This window comes from Pseudomonas sp. FH1, assembly GCF_000510895.2.
GTDB classification, from domain to species: domain Bacteria; phylum Pseudomonadota; class Gammaproteobacteria; order Pseudomonadales; family Pseudomonadaceae; genus Aquipseudomonas; species Aquipseudomonas azotoformans_A.
Map to the genome: position 1 here is coordinate 1 of NZ_AOHM01000004.1, position 23,596 is coordinate 23,596.

Sequence of the window (23,596 nt, forward strand, 5' to 3'; positions counted from 1 at the left end):
GCGGGCTTGTTGTGGCAAGCCCGCTCGCCACAATAGAGGCTCGCCCGACGAGCATTAATCTTCGCTGATCGGCAACACGTAGTTCTTGAACTCCGTGTCTTCGCGAAACCCAATCGACTCGTAGGTCTTCTGTGCCACTTCATTGTCGCTGCTGGTCGACACCCGCAGCCGCACCGCATGGGTCTCCTTGGCCATCTTTTTCGCCGTGCGCATCAGGTTGTCCGCCACCAGTTGCCGGCGTGCGTCTTCAGCCACGTAGATGTCATTGAGGATCCACACCCGCTTGAGCGACAACGACGAAAAGCTCGGGTACAGCTGGCAAAAGCCCAGCAGTTTTTTGTCGTCATCATCCGCCAGGGCCAGGTAAATCACCGATTCCTTGCGGCGCAGGCGCTTTTCCAGGAAGTCCCGCGATGAATCCGGGAAGGGCAACGCCCCGTAGAACTCGCGGTATTTGACGAACAACGGGGTCAACAGGTCCAGATGTTCCAGGGTCGCTTGAGTAATCCGCATGCCAGGCCTCAACTTCCAAATGGGGTATGACCACACAAGCGGCCGTGACTCGATGCTGCCTAATGGCGCGAAAAAGCGCAATCATGCAGCGATCAGTCATCCGGTGAACTGAGCAGGAAATTGCCTTTCATCAGGTCCGGATCATCCGACTCGATGGTCTGGACCTGCGCCTCGTCCTTGAGATTGACCCCCGACAGCTGCCGACGACACGCCTCTCGCATCAAGTACAGCAAACGATGGGCCGCCATGCCATAGCTCAGGCCTTCCAGACGCACATTGGAGATGCAATTGCGATAGGCGTCGGTGAGGCCGACCTTGGGGTTGTAGGTGAAATACAGTCCCAGGCTGTCCGGCGAACTGAGCCCCGGCCGTTCGCCGATCAGGATCACCACCATCTTGGCGCCGAGCAATTGCCCGATTTCATCCGCCACCGCCACCCGGCCTTGTTCCACCAGAATGACCGGCGACAACGACCAGCCTTCGGCGTGGGTTTGTTCTTCCATGCGTGTCAGAAACGGCAAGGTGTGTTTATGCACGGCCAGCGCGGATAAACCATCGGCCACCACCACGGCCAAGTCGACGCCGCCGGGATTGGCCGATGCGTGATCGCGCAGCGCTTGGGCGGAGTCATCGCTCAAGCGCCGCCCCAAATCCGGGCGTTGCAGGTAGCTGTGGCGGTCGGCAGCCGCGCTGTGCAGCAACAGCGTGTCACGCCCGCGTTCGGCCAACTGGCTGCTGAGACCCGCATGGTCGAAGGGCAAATGCACCGCGTCCCGCGCCTGGGCGTGGGCAAATTGAAAGTCCAACTGCGCGTTGGTGGGAATGCTGGTGCCGGTTCGGCCCAGGGCAATGCGCGCCGGGGTCAGGCGGCGCAGTTCCAGCCAGGGGTTGTCAGGCAGGTCGAGTTGCACAGGCGGCTCCTTCATCCCAGTTGCGCCAAGGCTTGGCGAAAGGCCGGTGGCAGGCTGTTGCCGAAGTGCACCTTGCCGTCGGCTTGCGTGAAGATGCCCATTTTTGCCAGCCACTGTTCGAATTCCGGCGCCGGTTTTAAACCCAATGTTTGCCGGGCGTAGAGCGCGTCGTGGAATGAAGTGGTCTGGTAATTGAGCATGATGTCGTCGGAACCGGGGATGCCCATGATGAAGTTGATCCCGGCCACGCCCAGCAGGGTCAGCAGGGTGTCCATGTCGTCCTGGTCGGCTTCGGCGTGGTTGGTGTAGCAGATGTCGCAACCCATCGGCACGCCCAGCAGCTTGCCGCAGAAGTGGTCTTCGAGGCCGGCGCGGATGATCTGCTTGCCGTTGTACAGGTACTCCGGCCCGATAAATCCTACGACGGTATTCACCAGAAACGGTTTGAAATGTCGGGCTACCGCGTAGGCGCGGGTCTCGCAGGTTTGCTGGTCGACGCCAAAGTGCGCGTTGGCCGACAAGGCGCTGCCTTGGCCTGTCTCGAAATACATCAAATTCTGGCCCAAGGTGCCGCGATTGAGGCTCAACCCTGCTTCATAACCTTCCTGCAGCACGCTCAGGCTGATGCCGAAACTGGCGTTGGCCGCCTCGGTGCCGGCGATCGACTGGAACACCAGGTCCAGCGGCACGCCACGGTTGATGGCCTCGATGGAGGTGGTGACGTGAGTCAGCACGCAGGCCTGGGTCGGAATCTCGTAGCGCTGGATGATCGCGTCGAGCATCTCCAGCATGGCGCAGATCGAGGCGATGCTGTCGGTGGCCGGGTTGATGCCGATCATGGCGTCGCCATTGCCATACAACAGGCCATCCAGAATGCTCGCGGCGATGCCCGCCGGTTCGTCTGTAGGATGGTTGGGTTGCAGGCGTGTGGATAAACGCCCGCGCAGGCCCATAGTGCCGCGAAATTGCGTGACCACGCGGATCTTCTGCGCCACCAGTACCAGGTCCTGCACGCGCATGATCTTTGACACGGCGGCGGCCATCTCTGGCGTCAGCCCTGGCGCCAAGGCGCGTAGGGAATGTTCGTCGGCCGCATCGCTGAGCAGCCAGTCGCGCAGGCCGCCGACGGTCAGGTGGCTGACGGCGGCAAACGCCTGTTTATCGTGGGTGTCGATGATCAGGCGGGTGACTTCGTCGTTTTCGTAAGGGATCAGCACTTCTTGCAGGAAGTGTTTCAACGGGATATTCGCCAACGCCATCTGCGCCGCCACGCGCTCACCGTCGTTCTGTGCGGCGACGCCGGCGAGGAAGTCCCCGGAACGCGCGGGGCTGGCCTTGGCCATCACGTCCTTGAGACTGTCGAAGCGGTAGGTTTGTGCACCCACCGTGTGGGAAAAGCTTGCCATACAGTGTCTCCTTGGCGACGCGAGCAACTGCCCGCGTCGAGGTTTACGGCAGTTAGTGCAGGGCGGCCTCTGCGGCCTGGATCGCCGCGAATTCCTCTTCGGGCGTGCCTGCTACCAAGTGATGCCGGCTGTAGAAAGCAAAGTAAGCAATTAATACTCCATAGATGATCGCGGCGCCAATCACCACCCGCGGATCCACCAGAAAGCCCGCCACCACGGCCACACAGGCCAGCACCAGCGCAACGCCGGAGGTGAAAATGCCGCCTGGCGTGCGGTACGGACGGTCCATTTTGGGGCGACGGATGCGCAGGGTGATGTGCGCGGCCATCATCAGCACGTAGGAAATGGTTGCACCAAACACTGCCACCAGAATCAGCAGGTCACCCTGGCCGGTCAGCGATAAGCCAAAGCCGATGATGCCGGGGATCACCAAGGCCAACACTGGCGCCTTGCTTTTATTGGTCTGGGACAGTTTGCGCGGCAGGTAGCCGGCGCGGGACAGTGCAAAAATCTGCCGCGAATAGGCGTAGATGATCGAGAAAAAGCTCGCGATCAAACCGGCAAGGCCCACGAGGTTGACGAAGCCGCCCATCCAGGTGGAACCACCGTAGGACAACGCCAACGCTTCAACCAGCGGGTTGCCGGATTTGATCAGCGCATAGGTGCCGGCGCCACCCGGTGCAATAACCAGAATCAACAGGGCAAAACTGGTCAGCACCACAATGGCGCCGATCAGGCCACGCGGCAGGTCGCGTTTCGGGTTCTTGGTTTCTTCGGCGGCCAGGGGCACACCCTCTACGGCCAGGAAGAACCAGATGGCATAAGGAATTGCGGCCCACACACCGACATAGCCAAACGGCAGGAAGGTGCTGGCGCCCTTGGCTTCAGTCACCGGAATATCCAGCAGGTTGGCGACATTGAAGTGCGGCACCATCGCCACCAGGAATACGCCCAAGGCAATTGCAGCCACGGCGGTAATCACGAACATCAACTTCAGGGCTTCACCCACGCCAAAGATGTGGATGCCGATAAAGATGATGTAGAACGCCAGGTAAATCATCCAGCCGCCAATGCCAAACAGCGACTCGCAATACGCGCCGATAAACACTGCAATGGCGGCAGGGGCGATGGCGTATTCGATCAGGATGGCGGTGCCCGTGAGGAAACCGCCCCAAGGGCCAAAGGCGCTGCGGGCAAAGCCGTAGCCGCCGCCAGCGGTGGGAATCATGGAAGACAGTTCGGCCAGGGAAAAACACATGCACAGGTACATGGTGGCCATCAATAAGGTGGCAAGGAACATCCCGCCCCAGCCACCTTGGGCCAGGCCGAAGTTCCAGCCGGCGTAGTCGCCGGAGATCACATAGGCAACGCCAAGGCCGACCAGCAGTACCCAGCCGGCGGCACCTTTTTTCAATTCGCGTTGTTGGAAGTATTGGGAGTCGACTTTTTCGAAGTCGACAGATGAACTTGTAGGTTCGCTAGACATGGAAAAGTACCTTCCGTTGTTATTGTTTTTAACTCGGCCTCTTTGTGCCGAATGCAATTCGCAAGTACTTGTGAAGTTCTAAAACTGTGGAAGCTGGCTTGCCCGCGAAAGCGTTTTGTCAGCTAACACATACTTGGCTGATACACCGCTTTCGCAGGCAAGCCAGCTCCCACACTTGATTGCATTTCAAGTTGGAAACTGGTCGCCTGCTAGAAGGCTTAGTTAGAAGAAGCCCAGCGGATTAATGTCGTAGCTCACCAGCAAGTTCTTGGTCTGCTGGTAGTGATCCAACATCATCTTGTGGGTTTCACGCCCTACACCGGACTTTTTGTAACCGCCAAACGCGGCATGCGCCGGGTACAGGTGGTAGCAGTTGGTCCACACGCGGCCCGCCTTGATTGCGCGGCCCATGCGGTAGGCGCGGTTGATATCGCGGGTCCACACCCCGGCACCCAGGCCGAACTCAGTGTCGTTGGCAATTGCCAGGGCTTCGGCTTCGTCCTTGAAGGTGGTGATGCTCACCACCGGGCCGAAGATTTCTTCCTGGAACACGCGCATTTCATTGGTGCCCTTGAGCAGGGTCGGCTGGATGTAATAGCCGCCGGCCATGTCGCCTTCGAGCTTCTCGACCTTGCCGCCGGTGAGCAGTTGCGCGCCTTCGCCCTTGGCGATTTCCAGGTAGGACAGGATCTTGTCGAACTGCTGCTCGGACGCCTGGGCGCCGACCATGGTGTCGGTGTCCAGCGGGTCGCCGCGTTTGATCGACTCGATTTTCTTCATCACGACTTTCATGAAGTCGTCGTAGATCGACTCTTCCACCAGCGCACGGGAAGGGCAGGTGCACACTTCGCCTTGGTTGAAGAACGCCAGCACCAACCCTTCGGCGGCTTTCTCAATAAAGGACGGCTCGGCTTTCATGATGTCGGCGAAGAAGATGTTCGGCGACTTGCCGCCCAATTCCACGGTCGACGGAATGATGTTCTCGGCCGCCGCATGCATGATGTGCGAGCCCACGGGCGTCGAGCCAGTGAAGGCGATCTTGGCGATGCGCTTGCTGGTGGCCAGGGCTTCGCCGGCTTCTTTACCGAAGCCTTGAACCACGTTCAACACGCCAGGTGGCAACAGGTCACCGATCACCTCCAGCAACACGGTGATGCCCAGCGGAGTTTGCTCGGCGGGCTTGAGCACTACGCAGTTACCGGCGGCCAGGGCCGGGGCGAGTTTCCACGCCGCCATCAGGATCGGGAAGTTCCACGGGATGATCTGGCCGACCACGCCCAGTGGTTCATGGAAGTGGTACGACGCCGTGTGTTCGTTGATTTCGGCGCTGGTGCCTTCCTGGGCGCGGATGCAGCCAGCGAAGTAGCGGAAGTGGTCGGCGGCCAGTGGGATGTCGGCGTTGAGGGTTTCACGCACGGCCTTGCCGTTGTCCCAGGTTTCGGTGATGGCCAGCAGTTCGAGGTTCTGTTCGATGCGGTCGGCGATTTTCAGCAGGACCAGCGAACGGTCCTGGGCCGAGGTCTTGCCCCAGGCGTCGGCGGCGGCATGGGCGGCGTCCAGGGCCTTGTCGATGTCTTTGGCGGTGGAGCGCGGGAATTCGGCAATTGCCTTGCCGTTGACCGGCGAGGTGTTGGTGAAATAGTTGCCATCGACCGGCGCAACGAACTCGCCACCGATGTAGTTGCCGTACTTGGCTTTGAACGAAACGATGGCGCCTTCAGTACCGGGGTGTGCGTAACGCATGGTGGGTATCTCCTGGCTTTTATGTTTATTGGGAGCGCAGCGCAGCAAGCGCTTGATAAAGCGTAGAGCAAAGGTTGGGCCACCGCCTTGCTGGCTAGGCAAATCAAGGGGTTAGGCTTTGTAGCAAGGCGTTGCTGTGGCAGGCTCGATACACCCCGTGTGACAATTTGTGCCACAAACGGTACAGCCTGTGACCGGTGAGTCGCTCCGGGATTGCATTGCCTGGAGGGCTGGGGGATGCTGGTGGTTCTCACGCAGGGAGAATAATAAGAAATGCACAACGATCATTTCAGCCGCCATGCCCAGCAAGTCCTTACCGTGGCGCATGGCCGCGACCCGTCCAGCGATCCGTCCATCGCCCGCTCCTGGCTGCGTTGTCTGGAGGACTACCACCTCGACCCTGCGCAAACCATTGCTCCGACTGTGCTTGAACATGGTCGCTTGCTGGAAAGCCGCGAGCGCCTGCAACAAGTGCTGCACATCGCCGGCAACGAGATGAACAGCCTGCATCAGCAGCTCTCGGGCGCCGGCCATGCGGTGTTGCTCACGGATGCACGCGGCGTGATCCTCAACTGTGTCACCGCGCCGTCCGAGCGCAAGATCTTCGAGCGCGCCGGGTTGTGGCTGGGCGCGGATTGGAGTGAGGCCTGCGAGGGCACCAACGGCATCGGCACCTGCCTGGTGGAACGCCAATCCCTGACCATTCATCGTGACGAACACTTTCGTGGCCGGCATACCGGGCTGACCTGCTCGGCGAGCCCGGTGTTCGATCCCCATGGGGATCTGCTGGCGGTGCTGGATGTGTCCTCCGCGCGGGAAGCGGTGTCGCGCCAGAGCCAGTTTCACACGATGGCGCTGGTGAACCTGTCGGCGAAGATGATCGAGAGTTGCTACTTCCTGCGTCATTTCGAGAACCACTGGCTGCTGCGTTTTCACTTGCAAGCCGAGTCGGTGGGGCTGTTCAGCGAAGGGCTATTGGCGTTCGATGGTGAAGGGCGAATCTGTGCAGTGAACCAAAGTGCCCTGAACCTGCTTGGGCAGCTACGGGGCGGTTTGCTGGGACAGCCTGTGGAAGCGTTTTTCGACTGTTCCCTGGATCAATTACTCGGCCGCGCCAGCGCCAATGCCACGGCCAGTTGGCCGCTGCGCACCCGCGATGGTCGACAACTGTTTGCCGCATTACGTGGGCAAGCGCGCAGCGCACCAGCACCTTTCATTAAGCCTGAGCCTGCTCCGTTGCCAGGCATCTGCCTGGGCGATCCGACGCTGCAACAGGACTTTCGCAAGGCGCTGCGGGTGTTCGAGCGTGATGTGCCGCTGTTGATCAATGGCGAAACCGGTTCCGGCAAAGAGGCCTTCGCCAAGGCGGTGCACCTGGCCAGCCAACGTGCCGACAAGGCATTCGTCGCGCTCAACTGCGCCGCCATCCCGGAAAGCCTGATCGAAAGCGAACTGTTCGGCTATCGCGGCGGCAGCTTTACCGGTGCGCGCAAAGAAGGCATGCAAGGCAAGTTGCAGCAAGCCGACGGCGGCACCCTGTTCCTCGATGAAATCGGCGACATGCCCCTGGCGCTGCAAACCCGACTATTAAGGGTACTGGAGGATCGGCTGGTGGTGCCGCTCGGCGGCGAGCCCCAGGCGGTGAATGTACGAATTATCAGCGCGACCCACCGCAATCTACTGGAGCGCGTGCAGGACGGCAGCTTCCGCGAAGATTTGTACTACCGGCTCAATGGCCTGGAAGTCGGCTTGCCGCCGTTGCGCGAGCGTAGCGATAAGTCCCAGTTATTGGATTTCCTGCTGGCCCAGGAGGCCAATGGCGAGTCGGTGGCTCTCGACCCATCGGCGCGTGGCGCGTTGTTGGCGTTTGCCTGGCCGGGTAACGTCCGCCAGTTGCGCACGGTACTGCGCACCCTGGTGGCGCTGTGTGATGGAGGACGTGTCGGCCTGGAGGATTTGCCCGCGCAGATTCGTCAGGCCCGACCCGTGCCGGTTGCGCAGGCCAAACCGTTGGAATCACCGCTGGAAGACGCCGAGCGCCTGGCCTTGCTCGCCGCGTTGCAGCAGCAGCGCTGGCACATGACGCACACGGCAGAGCAACTGGGCGTCAGCCGCAACACGCTGTATAGGAAGCTGCGCCGGCACGGCATCGCACGTCACACCCTCAGCTAAAGGGTGCGATTTTCGCCCCCCTGCGCTAACCTGCCTCGATGTTTTACGAGGTCGACTATGCACATTCATATTCTCGGTATTTGCGGCACGTTCATGGGCTCGATGGCGGTTCTGGCCAAAGAGCTGGGCCATCACGTGACAGGCTCCGACGCCAACGTCTATCCGCCCATGAGCACGCAACTCGAGGCCCAGGGCATCGAGCTGACCCAAGGCTACGACCCGTCGCAATTCGACCCGGTCCCGGACCTGGTGGTGATCGGCAATGCCATGTCCCGTGGCAATCCGGCGGTCGAATACGTACTCAATAAAGGTTTGCCTTATGTGTCCGGCCCGCAATGGTTGGCTGACCATGTATTGCAAGGCCGTTGGGTACTCGCGGTCGCCGGCACTCACGGCAAAACCACCACCAGCAGCATGCTGGCCTGGGTGTTGGAACATGCGGGCATGAGCCCGGGCTTCCTGATCGGCGGCGTGCCGCAGAATTTCTCGGTGTCGGCGCGCCTCGGCGACACGCCGTTCTTCGTGATCGAGGCGGATGAATACGACAGTGCCTTCTTCGACAAACGCTCCAAGTTCGTTCACTACCGCCCGCGCACAGCGATCCTGAACAACCTGGAATTCGATCACGCTGACATCTTCCCCGATTTGCCGGCTATCGAACGTCAGTTCCACCACCTAGTGCGTACTATCCCAAGCGAAGGCCTGGTGATCCACCCGACCACCGAACCCGCCTTGCAGCGTGTGATCGAGATGGGCTGCTGGACCCCGGTGCAAACCACCGGCGCGGGTGGGCAGTGGCAGGTCAAGCTGCTCAGCGAAGACGGTTCCAGATTTGAAGTGCTGTTCGAAGGTGAGGCCCAAGGCGTCGTCGAGTGGGACATGACCGGCCAGCACAACGTCGCCAACGCCTTGGTCACCCTGGCGGCTGCGCGGCATGTGGGCGTGGTGCCGTCCATGGGCATTGCCGCGTTGAGCGCTTTCAAAAGCGTGAAGCGCCGCATGGAAAAAGTTGCCGACGTGAATGGGATTACCATCTACGACGACTTTGCCCACCACCCGACGGCCATTGCGACTACGTTGGACGGCCTGCGCAAGCGTGTCGGCGATGCGCCGATCATTGCGATTGTCGAGCCGCGCTCCAACTCCATGAAGCTAGGTGCCCACCGCGATGGTCTGCCGGAAAGCGTCAACGATGCCGACCAGGTGGTCTGGTACGCACCGGCCAACCTCGGCTGGGACCTGCCGGGAATCGCAGCGCGGTGCACCGTGCCATCAACCGTGTGCGACTCCATTGACGGCATCATCGAACACGTCAAGCAACAGGCCGAACCCGGTACTCACGTGGTGGTCATGAGCAACGGCGGCTTTGGTGGCCTGCACGGCAAACTGGCCGAGGCGCTGAAATGAGTGGCCCGGAACGCGTCACGCTGGCGATGACCGGCGCCTCCGGTGCGCCTTATGGTTTGCGCCTGCTGGATTGTCTGGTGCGCGAAGACCGTGAGGTGCACTTCCTGATCTCCAAGGCGGCGCAACTGGTGATGGCCACCGAGACCGACGTGGCGCTGCCGCCCAAGGTGCAGACGATGCAGGCCTTCCTCACCGAATACACCGGGGCTGCGGCGGGGCAGATCAAGGTCTACGGCAAAGAGGACTGGATGTCGCCCGTGGCGTCCGGCTCCGGTGCGCCGGCGGCGATGGTGGTGGTGCCGTGTTCCACTGGCACCCTGTCGGCCATTGCCACGGGAGCCTGCAACAACCTGATCGAGCGCGCAGCGGACGTGACCCTGAAGGAGCGCCGCCAGTTGATCCTGGTGCCCCGTGAAGCGCCGTATTCGAGCATTCACCTGGAACACATGCTCAAACTGTCGAACATGGGTGTGACGATTCTGCCGGCCTCGCCGGGTTTCTATCACCAGCCGCAGACCATCGATGACCTGGTGGATTTTGTGGTGGCGCGCATTCTCAACCTGCTGAACATTCCCCAGGACATGCTGCCGCGTTGGGGCGAGCACCATTTGAGCAGCGATGAATAAGGCACTGCTGATCGTGCTGGCGCTGCAACTGACGGGCTGCGCCACGGCGCGCACGTTGGACGCGGCGCAACCTGGCGCGCCGGTGGTGTATGCCGGTACGCGGTTGGATTTATATGCAATGAATGGCGGTTGCTGCGCCAAGGACAGGTTTGGTGCAGAGGCGCCGGCTTATCCCGGTGTGGATCTGCCGGCGAGTGCGTTGCTTGATACCTTGCTGTTGCCGCTGTCGGTGTTGACGGTGTTGGGGGTTGGCTTCAATGCTACAGGCGGCCTATAGAGGTGTATTGCCTGTGCTGGCCTCAACGCAGGCCAGCCAGGTCACCGCAGAATTACTTACCTAACTTGCGCAACTCATCCGACTCCACCACCCGCACCCCGTCCTGCTCTTCCAGCGCCAGTCGCCACATGGCCCGGGCCAGTTCGCACACTTCAATGCCGTGGTATTTGCCCGGAATCAGTCGCGACAACGGCCCGGCCAGTTGCTCCGCCAAACGCGGTTCCAACCGTTCCCCCAATAGCAACGACGGCCGCACGATGGTCAGTTGTGGCCAGCCTTGGGCTTTGAGTGCTTCTTCCATTTCCCCTTTGACCCGGTTGTAGAAGATCGAGGATTTCGGGTCGGCGCCAATTGCACTGATCACGATCAGGTGGCGTGCGCCCATTTCCCGCGCGCGTTTGGCGAAGGCCACGACCATGTCCAGATCGACGGCGCGAAACGCCGCTTCGGAGCCCGCCTGTTTGATGGTGGTGCCCAGGCAGCAGAAGGCCAGGTCCACCTGGCCACTCAGCTGCGGCAGGAACACCGCCGGGTCGCCCACCGGGTTTTCCAGGTGCGGGTGTTCGGCCAGTGGCTTGCGGCTGGGCGCGAGCACGCGGGTCACGGTGGGTTCGTTGAGCAGGCGATCGAGCAGGTGTTCGCCGGTAAGGCCGGTGGCTCCGGCGAGCAAGATATGCTGAGGCGTCAGGTACATGGTGTCTCCCCCTTGTTACACAGTTCAGCTTAGTTGCCTTTGGCTTCCTTGCTATTCATTGAGACGCTTTCGAGCGCCTTTCGTGCCTGCTGTTTGCGTAATAATTGCCAATGGGCGATCACACCCTTGGGGGCCCAGATCTGCGGTTCTGAGGCTTCGAAGCTGTCCGCCTGCTCGCGTTCGGCCACATGCAGCTGTGCCAGCTTGAAGGCTTGCTGCAAGTCGTCGGTCTGGTTGAAGGCTTGGGCGAAGAGGGCGTCGCCGAAGTAGGTGAAGTCGGCTTCTTCGGAGCAGCCGAAGGACACGCGATCGGCACGGGACGCGGTCATGATCAGGGTGCGCTCGTCCTTCAGGGCCGGGATGAAACCACCGGAGTAGCAGGCCGAGATCACCACGATCTTGTCGCGGTTCTTCAGTGGTGCGAGCACGGCGGCGAGTTCATCGGCGGGCAGGTCGGCCAGTTCCATGCGCGGTTGGTCGAGCACCAGTTCGTGTTCGTGGGTGCCGTGGCTGGTCATGTAGATAAACACCAGGTCTTCCGGCCCGGTGCGGTCGGCCAGGGTCTGCACGGCGCGGCGCAGGCTTTCGCGAGTGGCCAGCGGGCGGTCGGCAATGTGGTCGCGGTGGTTGACCAGGCGAATCTGCCCGCGTGCACCGAAACGGGTGGCGAGCATGTTGCTGACGTAATCGGCTTCGCGCAGGAACACGCTCTGCTTGCCATCGCCGGCCACGGCCAGGGTGTACAGCTCCACGGCAGGGGTGGAGGCGGGCACGGCGGCGAGGGCGGCGTCGAGCAGGCGACCCTGGGCCAATACGCCGATTTCCAACGGGTCGGGCAGCAGCTTGCCGTCGGCATCACGCACGCGCATGCCGTTGACCCAGGTGCCGGCCTGCACGGTGCCGTCGGTGAGCACCAGGGTGCCTTTGCCTTGATAGCTGTCGCTGTCGAAACCGCCGATATAGAAGCTGCCGTCGGTGAGGTTCAGGCGACCTTCACCGGTGAAACGCCAATCGCTGAACTGGCCGACATAGTGGCTGCCATCCACGCCGATCAATTCGCCCTTGCCGCTGAGCGCACCCTCCTTGAACTGGCCGATCCACACGTCGCCGTCGGCGTTCTCGTAGCGGCCCTTGCCGTTCAGTTGGTTTTGTTTGAACTGGCCGACATAGATGTCGCCATCGGCGCTGTTGAATGTGCCATTGCCTTCCAGCTGGCCATCGACGAAATGACCGCTGAACTGGTTGCCGCTGTCGTCGTTGCGCTGGCCTTCGCCATTCGGCTTGCCGTGGGCGAACTGGCCTTGGTATTGGCTGCCGTCGGCCAGCTCCAGGCGGCCGAGGCCGGAATACTGGTCGTCCTTGAACTCGCCGCGATAGGTCATCTGCCCCTCTTTGAGGGTGCCTTCGCCATTGCGTCGACCATTTTTGAAGCCGCCGACATAGTGGCTGCCCGCCGTGGTCAAGCTGCCTTGGCCGTCGAACAGGCCCTGTTGGAACTGGCCTTTATAGACTTCGCCGTTGCTGCCATGCCACTCGCCCTGACCGTGCCACTGGCCTTTGTCGAACTGGCCGGCGTACCAGCTGCCGTTGGGGTAGTCCACGCGGCCCTGGCCTTGCAGCAAGCCATCGACCACGTCGCCCCGGTAACGGCCGCCGTCGGGCAGGCGCGCATCGGGCGGCAACAGCGATTCGCCGTCTCCGCAAGCGGTGAGCAACAGGGCAAGGGCGAGGGGGGCGAGTGGGCGCATAGCGGGATCCGGATAATTGAGCGCCGAGTATGCCGCAGCTGCGAGTTTCATACATAAATTTACATACACTGTGGTGAGGTTTATATCCCCACCACAGGCACGGGCTCACACGAAGTAGAGTGACAACGACTCGGCAATGTAAGCCGGTTTTTCCTGGCCTTCGATCTCCAGGGTGGCGGTGGCCTTGAGCAGCCATTGGCCGGGTTTTTTCTCGGTGACGTCATTGAGTGTCACGTTCAGGCGCACTTTTGAATTGACCTTGACCGGCTGGATGAATCGCACGCTGTCCAGGCCATAGTTGACCGCCATTTTCAGGCCTTCGGGCACGATCAGCAGATCTTCCATCAGCTTGGGCATCAGCGACAGCGACAGGAAGCCGTGGGCGATAGTGCTGCCGAACGGGGTTTGCGCGGCCTTGACCGGGTCGACGTGGATGAACTGATGATCGCCCGTGGCCTCGGCGAACAGGTTGATACGCGCCTGGTCGATGGTGAGCCATTCGGAACGTCCCAGTTCCTTGCCGACATAATCTTTGAGCTGCGCTACGGGTACATAGGGCATTGCGTCTCTCCTTGGTTCATCACGCTGTGTACAACGTCTGGTTTTTTATGGGTTACAGAGAACCAATGTAGATCATCATGGCCAATCGGCTCGGTCAACCCACCATGCTTTTGGCGAATGCCGGTGTATAGGGCGGGCGTGCTTATAATGCGGGCGAGTCTTGAGGGGGAAGAACGGATGCTGTTACGTGGCCTGACCTGGCTGGTGCTGTTTCAACTGATCGGCACGGCGATCAATCATTTGCTGTTGCCGGTGCTGCCGGGGCCGATCATCGGCCTGCTGCTGATGCTGGGGTTCCTGATCTGGAAGGGCGAGGTCGGCGAGCCCTTGAGCCTGGCGGCCAGCAGCCTATTACGGTACTTGCCGTTGCTGCTGGTGCCGCCGGCGGTAGGGGTGATGGTGTATGCCAAGGACATTGCCGCGGATTTCTGGGCCATTGTCGGCGCGCTGGTGCTGTCGCTGGTGATTGCCATGGGCTTCGTGGGCGTGTTGATGCAGCAGATGGTCAAGCGCAAGGAGAAGGATCAATGATCGTCGACTGGCAGGGCGCGTGGACGGCAGTCATTCATCACCCGCTATTCGGCATCGGCATCACCCTTGGCGCCTATCAACTGGTACTGGCAGGGTTCGAGAAAACCCGCTGGATCTTCCTGCAGCCGGTGCTGGTGTCCATGCTGCTGGTGATCGGCGTGCTGATCAGTTGTGGCCTGAGCTACGCCGAGTACCGCAAGAGCACCGAGATCATGGGCATCCTGCTCGGCCCGGCAACAGTGGCCCTGGCGGTGCCGCTTTACCTGAACCTGCGGCGCATTCGCCAATTGTTCTGGCCGATTTTTACTACGCTGGTGATAGGTGGGGTCCTCGCCACCGGCCTGTGTGTGCTGCTGGGTTGGTGGTTCGGTGCCGAACACATGATGTTGATGACCATGGCGCCCAAGTCGGTGACCTCGCCAATTGCCATGCTGGTGGCCGAGCAGATCGGCGGCGTGGCGGCATTGGCGGCGGTGTTTGTGCTGATCACCGGGGTGATCGGCGCGATGATCGGCCCGGCGTATTTGTCCAGCCTGGGGGTGCACAGCCCCGAGGCGCGCGGCATGGCGCTGGGCATGACGGCCCACGCCGTCGGCACGTCGGTGGCCCTGCAGGAAAGCGAAGAATGCGGCGCCTTTGCAGCGCTGGCGATGAGTCTGATGGGCGTGGCCACGGCAGTGTTCCTGCCGCTGGCCGTGTCGGTGATCGTTTAAACCAGGTTTAAGGAAACCTTTATGAGTCTGGCGCTGTTCCCGCTCAATACCGTGCTGTTCCCTGGCTGCACCCTCGACCTGCAACTGTTCGAGGCGCGCTACCTGGACATGGTCGCCCGTTGCATGAAAAGGGGCGAAAGCTTCGGCGTGGTGTGCATTCTTGACGGCCAGGAGGTGGGCACGGCGCCGGATGGCTACGCATTGATCGGCTGTGAAGCGCTGATCCGCGACTTCAAGCAACAGGACAATGGCCTGCTGGGGATTCGCGTCGAGGGCGGACGCCGGTTCCGTGTACGCGATGCCGGTGTGCAGAAGGACCAGTTGCTGGTGGCCGAGGTGCAATGGCTCGAAGAGCTGCCGGACCAACCGCTGGAAGAGGAAGACGCCGACTTGCTGGCGCTGCTCCAGGCGTTGGCCGAGCACCCCATGGTGGCCTCGCTGGACATGGACGCCCACGCCGACGGCCAGCAAGCCTTGGGCAATCAGTTGGCGTATCTGCTGCCCTTTACCGAGGCCGACAAGATCGACCTGCTGCAACTCGACGACCCGCAACAGCGCCTGGACGCGATCCAGATGCTGCTCGACGAGTTGCAGGGTGAACTGTTCACTTAATAGGCATAGCGCAGCAGGGCGTGGGGCGTGCCGGTGAGTGCAATGAAGCTCAACACCGCGACCAGCGCCGGCAGCAACAGCCACCAGGTTTTTTGCGACATGGCCGGCAGCGGGCTTCGATACTGGGTGATGCCCAGGCTGAACGCACACACCGTCATCGCCAACAGCGTGCCCGCCAGGATATCGGTAGGCCAGTGGGCCCCAAGGTAGACCCGCGACAGCGCAATGAATGCCGCAGGAATGCAGCCCAGCAGCATCCAGGTCAGGCGCAATCGCACGGGTTGTCCGCGACCGGCCAGGATCGCCAGCGCCAGGAAAAACGCGAACGCACCGGACGCATGGCCGCTGGGCATGCTGAAACTGGTCAGTGGGTCTGTCAGGATTTCCGGGCGGCCGCGTGCGAAAAACAACTTAGTCCCGGTGTTGATCACCGCAGCCCCGGCCAGCGTCGCGCCGACAAACACGGCATGGCGCCATTGTCGCGCCAGCAGTAGCAGGCCAGTGAACACGGCGCTGGCGAAGAACATCTTCTTGAATTCGCCCAACTGGGTGATGCGCACCATGACTTCGTCCAGCCACGGGCTGCGGTGTTCCTGCACCAGGGCGCTCAGGCCCTGGTCGAAGTCATTGAGGTGGGGGTAGCCGATAAACAAGGCGATCAACACGATCAGGCTGGCGCAACCGATCCACAAGGTGGCGCGACGATGGCCGCGCAGGCTGCTGTTCAAACTCAGGCCCACCACCACCGCGATACAGGCGGCAACGATGCCGGCTTCCGGCCAGAAACCTTCGGGCAATGGCAGGCGGAAAGCGGCGCCGGTCGCCCAGCCTGGCAGCAGATACGCCACGGACCAGCCCGCGGCCGCGACGATGCTGACAATCGCAAAGCGCGGGAAGGGCATATCGCACATCCCGGCTACCATCGGCAGCATGGGGCGCAGCGGGCCGATGAAACGGCCGACCAGCAGGCTGGCGATGCCGTACTTGTGGAAGTAGGTTTCGGCGCTGTTCATCCATTCTGGGTGGTGGCGCAAGCCGGGTAAACGCCGGATGTTCTGATGGAAATGTCGGCCCAGGAAGTAGGAAACCGCATCACCCAGCAAACCGCCGAGGAAGCCCAGCAACAACGTTTCGCTGAGTGACAGCGCACCGCTGCCGGCGAGGGCGGCAATGGCAAACAACAACACCGTGCCCGGCACGATCAACCCGGCGATGGCCAGGCACTCCACGCAGGCGACGATAAACACCGCGACCGCCAGCCATTCGGGGTTCAGCGTCAACCAGCCGGTAATGCTATCGAGCCATTGGCCCATACAATTCACTCCCTGCTCAAATCAAAAAATAATCGCGGCCTTCGACCTGGCCCCGGCGCAAGGGGTTCCGCGTGCAATAAGGCGCGTAGCCCGCATCGACGAAGCGGTACATCAGGTGTTCATCACGCCCGCTGGGAATGCCCAGGCGGGTGGTCTGGATGATCTGGGTCGGGGTTTGGCCCACGTCTTCAACGTAGAGCCGTTCCTGATCGAAACGCTTGGCGTCCCACATCGGCACCTTCAACCCCAGGGCTTTGCACAGCAGGGTCTGGCCGGCGCAGAGTTTCTGCGAGGCGCGTGGGCTGCCGTCGGCATTCGGGTTGTTCAACAGCATTTGCGCCAGGCTCGCCGGGCCGGATAATTCATCGACCCACGGATAGGCCGATTTGATCAACACGGCATTGCCCGGCCCATGGGCGCTGAAGTTCAGCGAGTCGCCGCCACGGGCGTAATACATGTAGATATGGCCACCATCCAGAAACAAAGCCTTACGCTTTTCTGTGTAGCCCAATGACGCATGGCTGCCTTTTTCGGCCACGTAATAGGCTTCGGTTTCAATAATTCGCGCCGAAAGCCAGATTTTTCCCACGCGATGACGGATGATTTTTCCGAGCAATGCCTGCGCAAGAATTTGCGCGTCACGGTCGAAGAAGCTGTCGGGCAGGGCGCTGGCGGGGAGTTGGGGCGATGAGCTGGGCATGGCAGTCAGGGGTAAATACGGCTAAATGTGACGGAATCATAACAACTCCCACCTTAATTACCGCTGAACCCCAGGTTTTTACAGTTCATTTCGACCATCCGCCCCTCACCGCTGTCAGTCGAGCGGCGTCACAGCTATAATCTGCCGCTTTCCTCCCTGCCAAGACTCCCTGACCATGACTGAGTCCGTTCTTGACTACATGACCCGCCTGGGTCGCGCTGCCCGTCAGGCCTCGCGGTTGATCGCCCGTGCGAGCACCGCGCAGAAGAACCGCGCCCTGCTGGCCGCCGCCGACGCTCTGGATGCTTCGCGCTCCGAGCTCACTGCCGCCAACGAGCAAGACCTGGCCAACGGCCGCGCCAATGGCCTGGAACCGGCCCTGCTGGACCGCCTGGCGCTGACCCCGGCACGTATCGACGACATGATCGAAGGCCTGCGTCAGGTAGCCAAGCTGCCTGACCCCATCGGTGAAATCCGCGATATGCGTTACCTGCCGTCCGGCATCCAGGTCGGCAAGATGCGCGTGCCGTTGGGCGTGATCGGCATCATTTATGAGTCGCGCCCGAACGTGACCATCGACGCCGCGAGCCTGTGCCTCAAGTCCGGCAATGCCACCATCCTGCGTGGCGGTTCCGAGGCGATCAATTCCAACCGTGCCATCGCCGCGTGCATCCAGCAGGGCCTGGCCGTGGCCGAGTTGCCCGCCGAAGTGGTGCAAGTGGTGGAAACTACCGACCGCGCCGCTGTTGGCGCGTTGATCACCATGCCGGAATTCGTCGACGTGATCGTGCCGCGCGGTGGCAAGAGCCTGATCGAGCGCGTCAGCCGTGATGCCAAGGTGCCGGTGATCAAGCACCTGGACGGCGTGTGCCATGTCTATATCGACATCGCCGCCGACATCGACAAGGCGATCCGCATCGCCGACAACGCCAAGACCCACCGTTACGCCCCGTGCAACACCATGGAAACCCTGCTGGTGCACGCAGGCATTGCCGAGCGCGTGCTGCCGCCGCTGGCTGCCATCTACCGGGACAAAGGGGTTGAGCTACGTGGTTGCGAGCGTACCCGTGCGCTATTGGGCGCGGACGTGATCGAGGCGACCGAGCTGGATTGGTACACCGAATACACGGCGCCGATCCTGTCGATCAAGCTGGTCGACGACCTGGACGAAGCCATCGAACACATCAACACCTACGGCTCCAAGCACACCGACGCCATTGTCTCCGAGCATTTCAGCGATGCCCGGCGCTTCCTCAACGAAGTGGATTCCGCTTCGGTGATGGTCAACGCCTCGACGCGGTTTGCCGACGGCTTCGAGTATGGCCTGGGGGCGGAGATCGGTATTTCCACCGACAAGCTCCACGCCCGTGGCCCGGTTGGCCTGGAAGGCCTGACCAGCGAGAAGTACGTGGTGTTCGGCGATGGTCATGTGCGCACTTGATGGGTAAACGCATCGGGTTGCTCGGCGGTACTTTCGACCCCGTGCACATCGGCCATTTGCGCAGCGCCCTGGAAGTCGCGGATGCCCTGGCGCTGGACGAGTTGCGCGTGATGCCCAACGCTCGGCCGCCCCATCGCGATACGCCGCAAGTGTCGCCGCAGCAGCGCCTGGAAATGGTGCGCCTGGCGGTGGAGGGCATAACGCCGCTGGTGGTGGACGACCACGAGCTCAAGCGTGACAAACCGTCCTACACTGTCGATACCCTGGAAGTGATGCGCGCTGAAATGGCCGCAGATGACCAGTTGTTTCTGCTTTTGGGCTGGGACGCATTTTGCGGCCTGCCCTCTTGGCATCGCTGGGAGGAACTCCTCCAGCATTGCCACATCCTGGTTTTGCAACGCCCGGATGCCGACAGCGAACCGCCGGATGCCTTGCGCAACCTGCTGGCCGCGCGGTCGGTAAGTGACCCCTTGGCCCTGACCGGGCCGAACGGGAATATTGCATTCGTCTGGCAGACCCCGCTTGCGGTGTCCGCCACCCAGATCCGTCAACTGCTGGCCAGCGGTAAGTCGGTACGTTTCCTGGTGCCTGACGCGGTCCTGGCCTACATCGATGCGCACGGGCTTTACCGTGCGTCGAACTGAAAAGGCGCGCTTGAATGCACGAAATGTCGTGCAGCGAGCGCCCGAACATACGAGCAAAACGAGTTTTATATGACGAACAAAGACGTAAGCAAAGTTAAGCGCAAAGGCACCTTCAAAAGCGCCCCGCTGCCGGTAGAAGCCCACGTTGGCCCAGAACTGGCTGGCGAAGAGCTGGTAAAAGTCGCCGTGGCTGCCCTGGAAGACGTTAAAGCCCAGGACATCCAGGTGCTGGACGTGCGCGACAAGCAGAGCATCACCGACTACATGATCATCGCCACCGGTACTTCGAACCGCCAGATCGGCGCGATGCTGGACAAGGTCCGCGAAGCCGTCAAAGCCCAAGGCGTCAAGCCACTGGGTGAAGAAGGCAAGGGCGACAGCGACTGGGTGCTGCTGGACATGGACGACGTGATCGTTCACATGATGACCTCCAACGCCCGTCAGTTCTACGACCTGGAGCGTCTGTGGAAAGGCGCCGAGCAGAGCCGTGCCGCCGATGGCAAGCACCACAGCCCGGAAGTGGGCCACGCGCACTTCGACAAGCTGAACAAAGACCAGGAATAAGGAACGGCTGTGCGCCTGCGTCTGATCGCTGTCGGTTCACGCATGCCCAAGTGGGTGGAAGAAGGCTGGCACGAGTATGCCAAGCGTCTGCCCGCTGAGCTGTCGCTTGAACTGGTGGAAATACCGCTTAACACCCGGGGCAAGAATGCCGATGTGGCGCGCTGTATCCGTCAGGAAGGCGAAGCCATGCTGGCCAAGGTCGGCCCCAACGAGCGCATCGTCACCCTGGAAGTGCACGGAAAACCCTGGAGCACCGAGCAGTTGGCGGTGGAGCTGGATCGCTGGCGCCTGGATTCGCGTACGGTCAACTTCATGGTCGGCGGCCCCGAAGGGTTGGCGCCGGAAGTCTGTGCGCGGGCGGATCAGCGTTGGTCGCTGTCGGCGCTGACGTTGCCGCACCCGTTGGTACGGATTCTGATCGGTGAACAGCTGTATCGCGCCTGGACAGTTCTGTCCGGGCACCCTTACCACAAATAATCTGCGCCCCTCCCGATGACCCAGCCGATCCGCATCAAGGACCACGAGAAAGACGCACGTCTTGTACGCGCTCGCGTGGTGTTTGGCGCAATCATGGTGGTGGCGTTGTTGGGTGTGCTGATCGCGCGCCTGTATTTCCTGCAGGTGATCCAGTACGACTATCACTCCACCTTGTCGGAAAACAACCGGGTGCATGTGCAGCCGATTCCGCCAACTCGTGGGCTGATTTTCGACCGCAATGGCGTGGTGGTGGCGGATAACCGGCCCAGTTTCAGCCTGAGCATGACCCGCGAGCGCTCCGGCGACTGGCAGCAGATCCTCGATGTGATCGTCGAGGTGCTGCAACTGACGCCGGAAGACCGAGTGATCTTCGAGAAACGCATGAAGCAGGGGCGCCGGCCGTTCGAGCCGGTGCCGATCCTCTTTGAGCTGACCGAAGAGCAGATCGCACGGATCGCGGTGAACCAGTTCCGTTTGCCGGGTGTGGAAGTGGTGGCGCAGTTGGTGCGCCATTACCCGCAAGGGCCGCACTTTGCTCACTCCGTCGGCTACATGGGGCGGATCAACGAGAAAGAGCTGAAAACCCTCGATCCGGTCAATTACAGCGGTACCCACCATATCGGCAAGACCGGCATCGAGCGTTTCTACGAGCCGGAGTTGCACGGCCAGGTCGGTTACGAAGAAGTCGAGACCAACGCCCGTGGCCGCGTGCTCCGGGTGCTCAAGCGTACCGACCCGGTGCCGGGCAAGGACATCGTCCTGAGCCTGGACATCAAGTTGCAGGAAGCCGCCGAGATGGCCCTGGGGGGGCGTCGTGGCGCGGTGGTGGCGCTGGACCCGAAGACTGGCGAAGTGCTGGCGATGGTCAGCCAGCCAAGCTTTGACCCCAACCTGTTTGTGACCGGCATCAGCTTCAAGGCCTACGCCGAGTTGCGCGATTCCATCGACCGCCCGCTGTTCAACCGCGTACTGCGCGGCCTGTATCCGCCGGGGTCGACGATCAAACCGGCGGTGGCGATTGCGGGGTTGGACGCGGGTGTGGTCACAGCCTCCAGCCGGGTGTTCGATCCGGGCTATTACATGCTGCCCAACTACGATCACAAATACCGTAACTGGAACCGCACCGGTGACGGCTATGTCGACCTGGACACCGCGATCATGCGCTCCAACGACACCTATTTTTATGACCTGGCGCACAAGCTGGGGATCGACCGCTTGTCCACCTATATGGGCAAGTTCGGCCTCGGCCAGAAAGTCTCCCTGGACATGTTCGAGGAATCCCCCGGCCTGATGCCGTCGCGGGAATGGAAGCGCGCGACCCGTCGCCAGGCGTGGTTCCCGGGTGAAACCCTGATTCTCGGCATCGGCCAAGGCTATATGCAGGCCACACCGCTGCAACTGGCCCAGGCCACGGCGCTGGTGGCCAACAAAGGCATCTGGAACCGTCCGCACCTGGCCAAGACCATCGAAGGTGAAAAACCGGTGGACGACAACCCGATCCCCGACATTGTGCTGCGCGACGCGTCGGACTGGACCAAGGTCAATCACGGTATGCAACAGGTGATGCACGGCGCCCGTGGTACCGCGCGCAAGGCAGCCGTTGGCGCGCAGTACCGTATTGCCGGCAAGAGCGGTACCGCCCAGGTCGTGGCGATCAAGCAGGGCGAGAAATACGACCGCACCAAGGTCCAGGAACGCCACCGAGACCACGCCTTGTTTGTTGGCTTCGCGCCGGCGGATGACCCGAAAATCGTGGTCGCGGTGATGGTCGAGAACGGCGAGTCCGGCTCCGGCGTCGCGGCGCCGGTGGTGCGCCAAGTGATGGACGCTTGGCTGTTGGCCGACGACGGCAGGCTCAAGCCCGAATATGGCGGCCCCCCTTCAAGCACTGAGGTTACGGCCCGTGAAGAGTAATTTTGACCGCATCCTCTCCAGCGAAGATGTGATGCGTCGCCGTGCGACGTTGCTGCAACGCATGCACATTGATGGCCCGTTGCTGATCCTGCTGCTGACCCTGGCGGCCGGCAGCCTGTTCGTCCTGTATTCGGCCAGCGGCAAAAACTGGGACCTGCTGATCAAGCAGGCCTCGTCGTTCGGCCTGGGCTTGTTGTCGATGGTGGTGATCGCTCAGCTTGAGCCACGCTTCATGGCGCGGTGGGTGCCCTTGGGCTATGTGGCAGGCGTATTGCTGCTGGTGGTGGTGGACGTGATGGGCCACAACGCCATGGGCGCGACCCGCTGGATCAACATTCCGGGGGTGATTCGCTTCCAGCCGTCGGAATTCATGAAGATCCTGATGCCGGCGACCATCGCCTGGTATTTGTCCAAGCGCACCTTGCCGCCGCAACTCAAACACGTGGGCGTCAGCCTGATTCTGATCGGCATTCCCTTCATCCTGATCGTGCGCCAGCCGGACCTCGGCACCTCGCTGCTGATCCTGGCGGGCGGTGCGTTCGTGCTGTTCATGGGCGGTCTGCGCTGGCGCTGGATCCTCAGCGTACTGGCCGCCGCCGTGCCCGTGGCGGTCGCCATGTGGTTCTTCTTTATGCACGACTACCAGAAGCAACGGATCCTTACCTTCCTTGACCCGGAAAGCGACCCGCTGGGGACCGGCTGGAACATCATCCAGTCGAAGGCCGCCATCGGTTCCGGCGGAGTATTTGGTAAGGGTTGGTTACTGGGCACCCAGTCGCATCTGGACTTTTTGCCCGAGAGTCACACCGACTTCATCATTGCAGTAATGGGCGAAGAGTTCGGTCTGGTGGGCATTTGCGCGCTGTTGCTGATCTATTTGTTGTTGATTGGTCGCGGCCTGGTGATCACTGCGCAAGCGCAGACACTGTTCGGCAAATTGCTGGCCGGTGCCTTGACCATGACTTTTTTTGTTTACGTTTTCGTCAACATCGGTATGGTCAGTGGCCTGTTGCCGGTGGTGGGGGTGCCGTTGCCGTTCATTAGCTACGGCGGAACTTCGCTGGTGACATTGCTGTCAGCGTTTGGGGTTTTGATGTCGATCCATACGCATCGCAAATGGATCGCGCAGGTTTGAATAAGGTG

23 protein-coding genes are annotated in these 23,596 nt (G+C 61.4%); 13 read left to right on the top strand and 10 right to left on the bottom strand.

All coding sequences use genetic code 11. The annotated features are described in order from the left end of the window. Positions 1-54: 54 nt before the first annotated feature. The 5 genes from H096_RS01560 to H096_RS01580 form a co-directional block, all read right to left on the bottom strand. Entirely contained in the window at positions 55-513 is a 459-nt protein-coding gene (locus H096_RS01560; RefSeq protein WP_016978562.1) for a GNAT family N-acetyltransferase, read from the bottom strand. Positions 514-605: 92 nt separating this feature from the next. Beyond that, a complete protein-coding gene (eutC, locus tag H096_RS01565) occupies positions 606-1,439 on the bottom strand; it encodes an ethanolamine ammonia-lyase subunit EutC (RefSeq protein ID WP_033896422.1) in 834 nt (277 codons plus the stop codon). Further along, entirely contained in the window at positions 1,436-2,830 is a 1,395-nt protein-coding gene (locus H096_RS01570; protein ID WP_033896423.1) for an ethanolamine ammonia-lyase subunit EutB, read from the bottom strand. The genes eutC and H096_RS01570 overlap by 4 nt, the downstream gene beginning before the upstream one ends. Before the next feature lie 52 nt (positions 2,831-2,882). Beyond that, positions 2,883-4,316, bottom strand: a complete 1,434-nt coding sequence (gene eat, locus H096_RS01575; protein ID WP_033896424.1) for an ethanolamine permease — start codon at positions 4,314-4,316, stop codon at positions 2,883-2,885. Positions 4,317-4,538: 222 nt separating this feature from the next. Next, on the bottom strand, positions 4,539-6,059 hold the full coding sequence (locus H096_RS01580) for an aldehyde dehydrogenase family protein (protein WP_033896425.1): 1,521 nt from the start codon (positions 6,057-6,059) through the stop codon (positions 4,539-4,541). A 273-nt stretch (positions 6,060-6,332) separates the two neighbouring features. Here H096_RS01580 and H096_RS01585 point away from each other — a divergent pair, with 273 nt between their 5' ends. From H096_RS01585 to H096_RS01600, 4 genes are read left to right on the top strand one after another with little or no spacing between them, the layout of a single operon-like run. After that, the gene (locus H096_RS01585; protein ID WP_033896426.1) at positions 6,333-8,231 is read left to right on the top strand and encodes a sigma-54-dependent Fis family transcriptional regulator; all 1,899 of its coding nucleotides are present in this window, start codon (positions 6,333-6,335) and stop codon (positions 8,229-8,231) included. 57 nt (positions 8,232-8,288) lie between these two features. Then, complete coding sequence (gene mpl, locus H096_RS01590; RefSeq protein ID WP_033896427.1) at positions 8,289-9,638, top strand: UDP-N-acetylmuramate:L-alanyl-gamma-D-glutamyl-meso-diaminopimelate ligase; 1,350 nt, start codon at positions 8,289-8,291, stop codon at positions 9,636-9,638. Then, the gene (gene ubiX, locus H096_RS01595; RefSeq protein ID WP_028618086.1) at positions 9,635-10,264 is read left to right on the top strand and encodes a flavin prenyltransferase UbiX; all 630 of its coding nucleotides are present in this window, start codon (positions 9,635-9,637) and stop codon (positions 10,262-10,264) included. The genes mpl and ubiX overlap by 4 nt, the downstream gene beginning before the upstream one ends. Beyond that, positions 10,257-10,541: a YceK/YidQ family lipoprotein gene (locus tag H096_RS01600; RefSeq protein ID WP_028618085.1), complete on the top strand. Its 285-nt coding sequence runs from the start codon at positions 10,257-10,259 to the stop codon at positions 10,539-10,541. Before ubiX ends, H096_RS01600 begins: the two co-directional genes overlap by 8 nt. 52 nt (positions 10,542-10,593) lie before the next feature. Here H096_RS01600 and H096_RS01605 read toward each other — a convergent pair whose 3' ends face one another. The 3 genes from H096_RS01605 to H096_RS01615 form a co-directional block, all read right to left on the bottom strand. Then, positions 10,594-11,235, bottom strand: coding sequence for an oxidoreductase (locus H096_RS01605; RefSeq protein ID WP_033896428.1), 642 nt, complete (start codon positions 11,233-11,235; stop codon positions 10,594-10,596). Between the two features lie 29 nt (positions 11,236-11,264). Beyond that, positions 11,265-12,983: a C13 family peptidase gene (locus tag H096_RS01610; protein WP_033896429.1), complete on the bottom strand. Its 1,719-nt coding sequence runs from the start codon at positions 12,981-12,983 to the stop codon at positions 11,265-11,267. Between the two features lie 105 nt (positions 12,984-13,088). After that, positions 13,089-13,544, bottom strand: coding sequence for a MaoC family dehydratase (locus tag H096_RS01615; RefSeq protein WP_010206803.1), 456 nt, complete (start codon positions 13,542-13,544; stop codon positions 13,089-13,091). 177 nt (positions 13,545-13,721) lie between these two features. Between H096_RS01615 and H096_RS01620 the strand changes: the two genes are divergently transcribed. From H096_RS01620 to H096_RS01630, 3 genes are read left to right on the top strand one after another with little or no spacing between them, the layout of a single operon-like run. Next, positions 13,722-14,075 (top strand): CidA/LrgA family protein, encoded by a 354-nt coding sequence (locus H096_RS01620; protein ID WP_016978575.1) that lies wholly within the window; start codon positions 13,722-13,724, stop codon positions 14,073-14,075. Next, positions 14,072-14,788: an LrgB family protein gene (locus H096_RS01625; RefSeq protein ID WP_033896430.1), complete on the top strand. Its 717-nt coding sequence runs from the start codon at positions 14,072-14,074 to the stop codon at positions 14,786-14,788. The genes H096_RS01620 and H096_RS01625 overlap by 4 nt, the downstream gene beginning before the upstream one ends. A 21-nt stretch (positions 14,789-14,809) precedes the next feature. Then, positions 14,810-15,400, top strand: coding sequence for an LON peptidase substrate-binding domain-containing protein (locus tag H096_RS01630; protein ID WP_033896431.1), 591 nt, complete (start codon positions 14,810-14,812; stop codon positions 15,398-15,400). Here H096_RS01630 and H096_RS01635 read toward each other — a convergent pair. After that, positions 15,397-16,713, bottom strand: a complete 1,317-nt coding sequence (locus H096_RS01635) for a bifunctional DedA family/phosphatase PAP2 family protein (protein WP_033896432.1) — start codon at positions 16,711-16,713, stop codon at positions 15,397-15,399. The two genes, H096_RS01630 and H096_RS01635, sit on opposite strands and share 4 nt — an antisense overlap. 16 nt (positions 16,714-16,729) lie before the next feature. Continuing rightward, complete coding sequence (locus H096_RS01640; RefSeq protein ID WP_033896433.1) at positions 16,730-17,413, bottom strand: DNA-3-methyladenine glycosylase; 684 nt, start codon at positions 17,411-17,413, stop codon at positions 16,730-16,732. Between the two features lie 175 nt (positions 17,414-17,588). On the opposite strand from H096_RS01640, the gene H096_RS01645 reads away from it, so the two are divergent. The 6 genes from H096_RS01645 (at position 17,589) to rodA (ending at position 23,588) form a co-directional block, all read left to right on the top strand. Beyond that, on the top strand, positions 17,589-18,854 hold the full coding sequence (locus tag H096_RS01645) for a glutamate-5-semialdehyde dehydrogenase (protein WP_033896434.1): 1,266 nt from the start codon (positions 17,589-17,591) through the stop codon (positions 18,852-18,854). Continuing rightward, positions 18,854-19,498: a nicotinate-nucleotide adenylyltransferase gene (gene nadD / locus H096_RS01650; protein ID WP_033896435.1), complete on the top strand. Its 645-nt coding sequence runs from the start codon at positions 18,854-18,856 to the stop codon at positions 19,496-19,498. The genes H096_RS01645 and nadD overlap by 1 nt, the downstream gene beginning before the upstream one ends. A gap of 69 nt (positions 19,499-19,567) precedes the next feature. Continuing rightward, entirely contained in the window at positions 19,568-20,062 is a 495-nt protein-coding gene (rsfS, locus tag H096_RS01655; RefSeq protein ID WP_003237041.1) for a ribosome silencing factor, read from the top strand. A gap of 9 nt (positions 20,063-20,071) precedes the next feature. Beyond that, entirely contained in the window at positions 20,072-20,539 is a 468-nt protein-coding gene (rlmH, locus tag H096_RS01660) for a 23S rRNA (pseudouridine(1915)-N(3))-methyltransferase RlmH (protein WP_033896436.1), read from the top strand. Between the two features lie 15 nt (positions 20,540-20,554). Continuing rightward, on the top strand, positions 20,555-22,453 hold the full coding sequence (gene mrdA, locus H096_RS01665) for a penicillin-binding protein 2 (RefSeq protein WP_033896437.1): 1,899 nt from the start codon (positions 20,555-20,557) through the stop codon (positions 22,451-22,453). A 31-nt stretch (positions 22,454-22,484) separates the two neighbouring features. Next, positions 22,485-23,588, top strand: coding sequence for a rod shape-determining protein RodA (gene rodA / locus H096_RS01670; RefSeq protein ID WP_017735626.1), 1,104 nt, complete (start codon positions 22,485-22,487; stop codon positions 23,586-23,588). The last annotated feature ends 8 nt before the right edge of the window (positions 23,589-23,596 follow it).

Bases quoted from the DNA above. Each gene is read 5' to 3' on its own strand.
- H096_RS01600 (WP_028618085.1), top strand. From the start codon at position 10,257: ATGAATAAGGCACTGCTGATCGTGCTGGCGCTGCAACTGACGGGCTGC.
- nadD (WP_033896435.1), top strand. From the start codon at position 18,854: ATGGGTAAACGCATCGGGTTGCTCGGCGGTACTTTCGACCCCGTGCAC.
- rsfS (WP_003237041.1), top strand. From the start codon at position 19,568: ATGACGAACAAAGACGTAAGCAAAGTTAAGCGCAAAGGCACCTTCAAA.
- H096_RS01630 (WP_033896431.1), top strand. From the start codon at position 14,810: ATGAGTCTGGCGCTGTTCCCGCTCAATACCGTGCTGTTCCCTGGCTGC.
- H096_RS01615 (WP_010206803.1), bottom strand. From the start codon at position 13,544: ATGCCCTATGTACCCGTAGCGCAGCTCAAAGATTATGTCGGCAAGGAA.
- H096_RS01625 (WP_033896430.1), top strand. From the start codon at position 14,072: ATGATCGTCGACTGGCAGGGCGCGTGGACGGCAGTCATTCATCACCCG.
- mpl (WP_033896427.1), top strand. From the start codon at position 8,289: ATGCACATTCATATTCTCGGTATTTGCGGCACGTTCATGGGCTCGATG.
- mrdA (WP_033896437.1), top strand. From the start codon at position 20,555: ATGACCCAGCCGATCCGCATCAAGGACCACGAGAAAGACGCACGTCTT.
- H096_RS01580 (WP_033896425.1), bottom strand. From the start codon at position 6,059: ATGCGTTACGCACACCCCGGTACTGAAGGCGCCATCGTTTCGTTCAAA.
- eutC (WP_033896422.1), bottom strand. From the start codon at position 1,439: ATGAAGGAGCCGCCTGTGCAACTCGACCTGCCTGACAACCCCTGGCTG.
- H096_RS01635 (WP_033896432.1), bottom strand. From the start codon at position 16,713: ATGGGCCAATGGCTCGATAGCATTACCGGCTGGTTGACGCTGAACCCC.
- H096_RS01605 (WP_033896428.1), bottom strand. From the start codon at position 11,235: ATGTACCTGACGCCTCAGCATATCTTGCTCGCCGGAGCCACCGGCCTT.
- H096_RS01645 (WP_033896434.1), top strand. From the start codon at position 17,589: ATGACTGAGTCCGTTCTTGACTACATGACCCGCCTGGGTCGCGCTGCC.
- eat (WP_033896424.1), bottom strand. From the start codon at position 4,316: ATGTCTAGCGAACCTACAAGTTCATCTGTCGACTTCGAAAAAGTCGAC.
- H096_RS01570 (WP_033896423.1), bottom strand. From the start codon at position 2,830: ATGGCAAGCTTTTCCCACACGGTGGGTGCACAAACCTACCGCTTCGAC.
- H096_RS01560 (WP_016978562.1), bottom strand. From the start codon at position 513: ATGCGGATTACTCAAGCGACCCTGGAACATCTGGACCTGTTGACCCCG.
- H096_RS01585 (WP_033896426.1), top strand. From the start codon at position 6,333: ATGCACAACGATCATTTCAGCCGCCATGCCCAGCAAGTCCTTACCGTG.
- H096_RS01640 (WP_033896433.1), bottom strand. From the start codon at position 17,413: ATGCCCAGCTCATCGCCCCAACTCCCCGCCAGCGCCCTGCCCGACAGC.
- H096_RS01620 (WP_016978575.1), top strand. From the start codon at position 13,722: ATGCTGTTACGTGGCCTGACCTGGCTGGTGCTGTTTCAACTGATCGGC.
- rodA (WP_017735626.1), top strand. From the start codon at position 22,485: ATGCGTCGCCGTGCGACGTTGCTGCAACGCATGCACATTGATGGCCCG.
- ubiX (WP_028618086.1), top strand. From the start codon at position 9,635: ATGAGTGGCCCGGAACGCGTCACGCTGGCGATGACCGGCGCCTCCGGT.
- H096_RS01610 (WP_033896429.1), bottom strand. From the start codon at position 12,983: ATGCGCCCACTCGCCCCCCTCGCCCTTGCCCTGTTGCTCACCGCTTGC.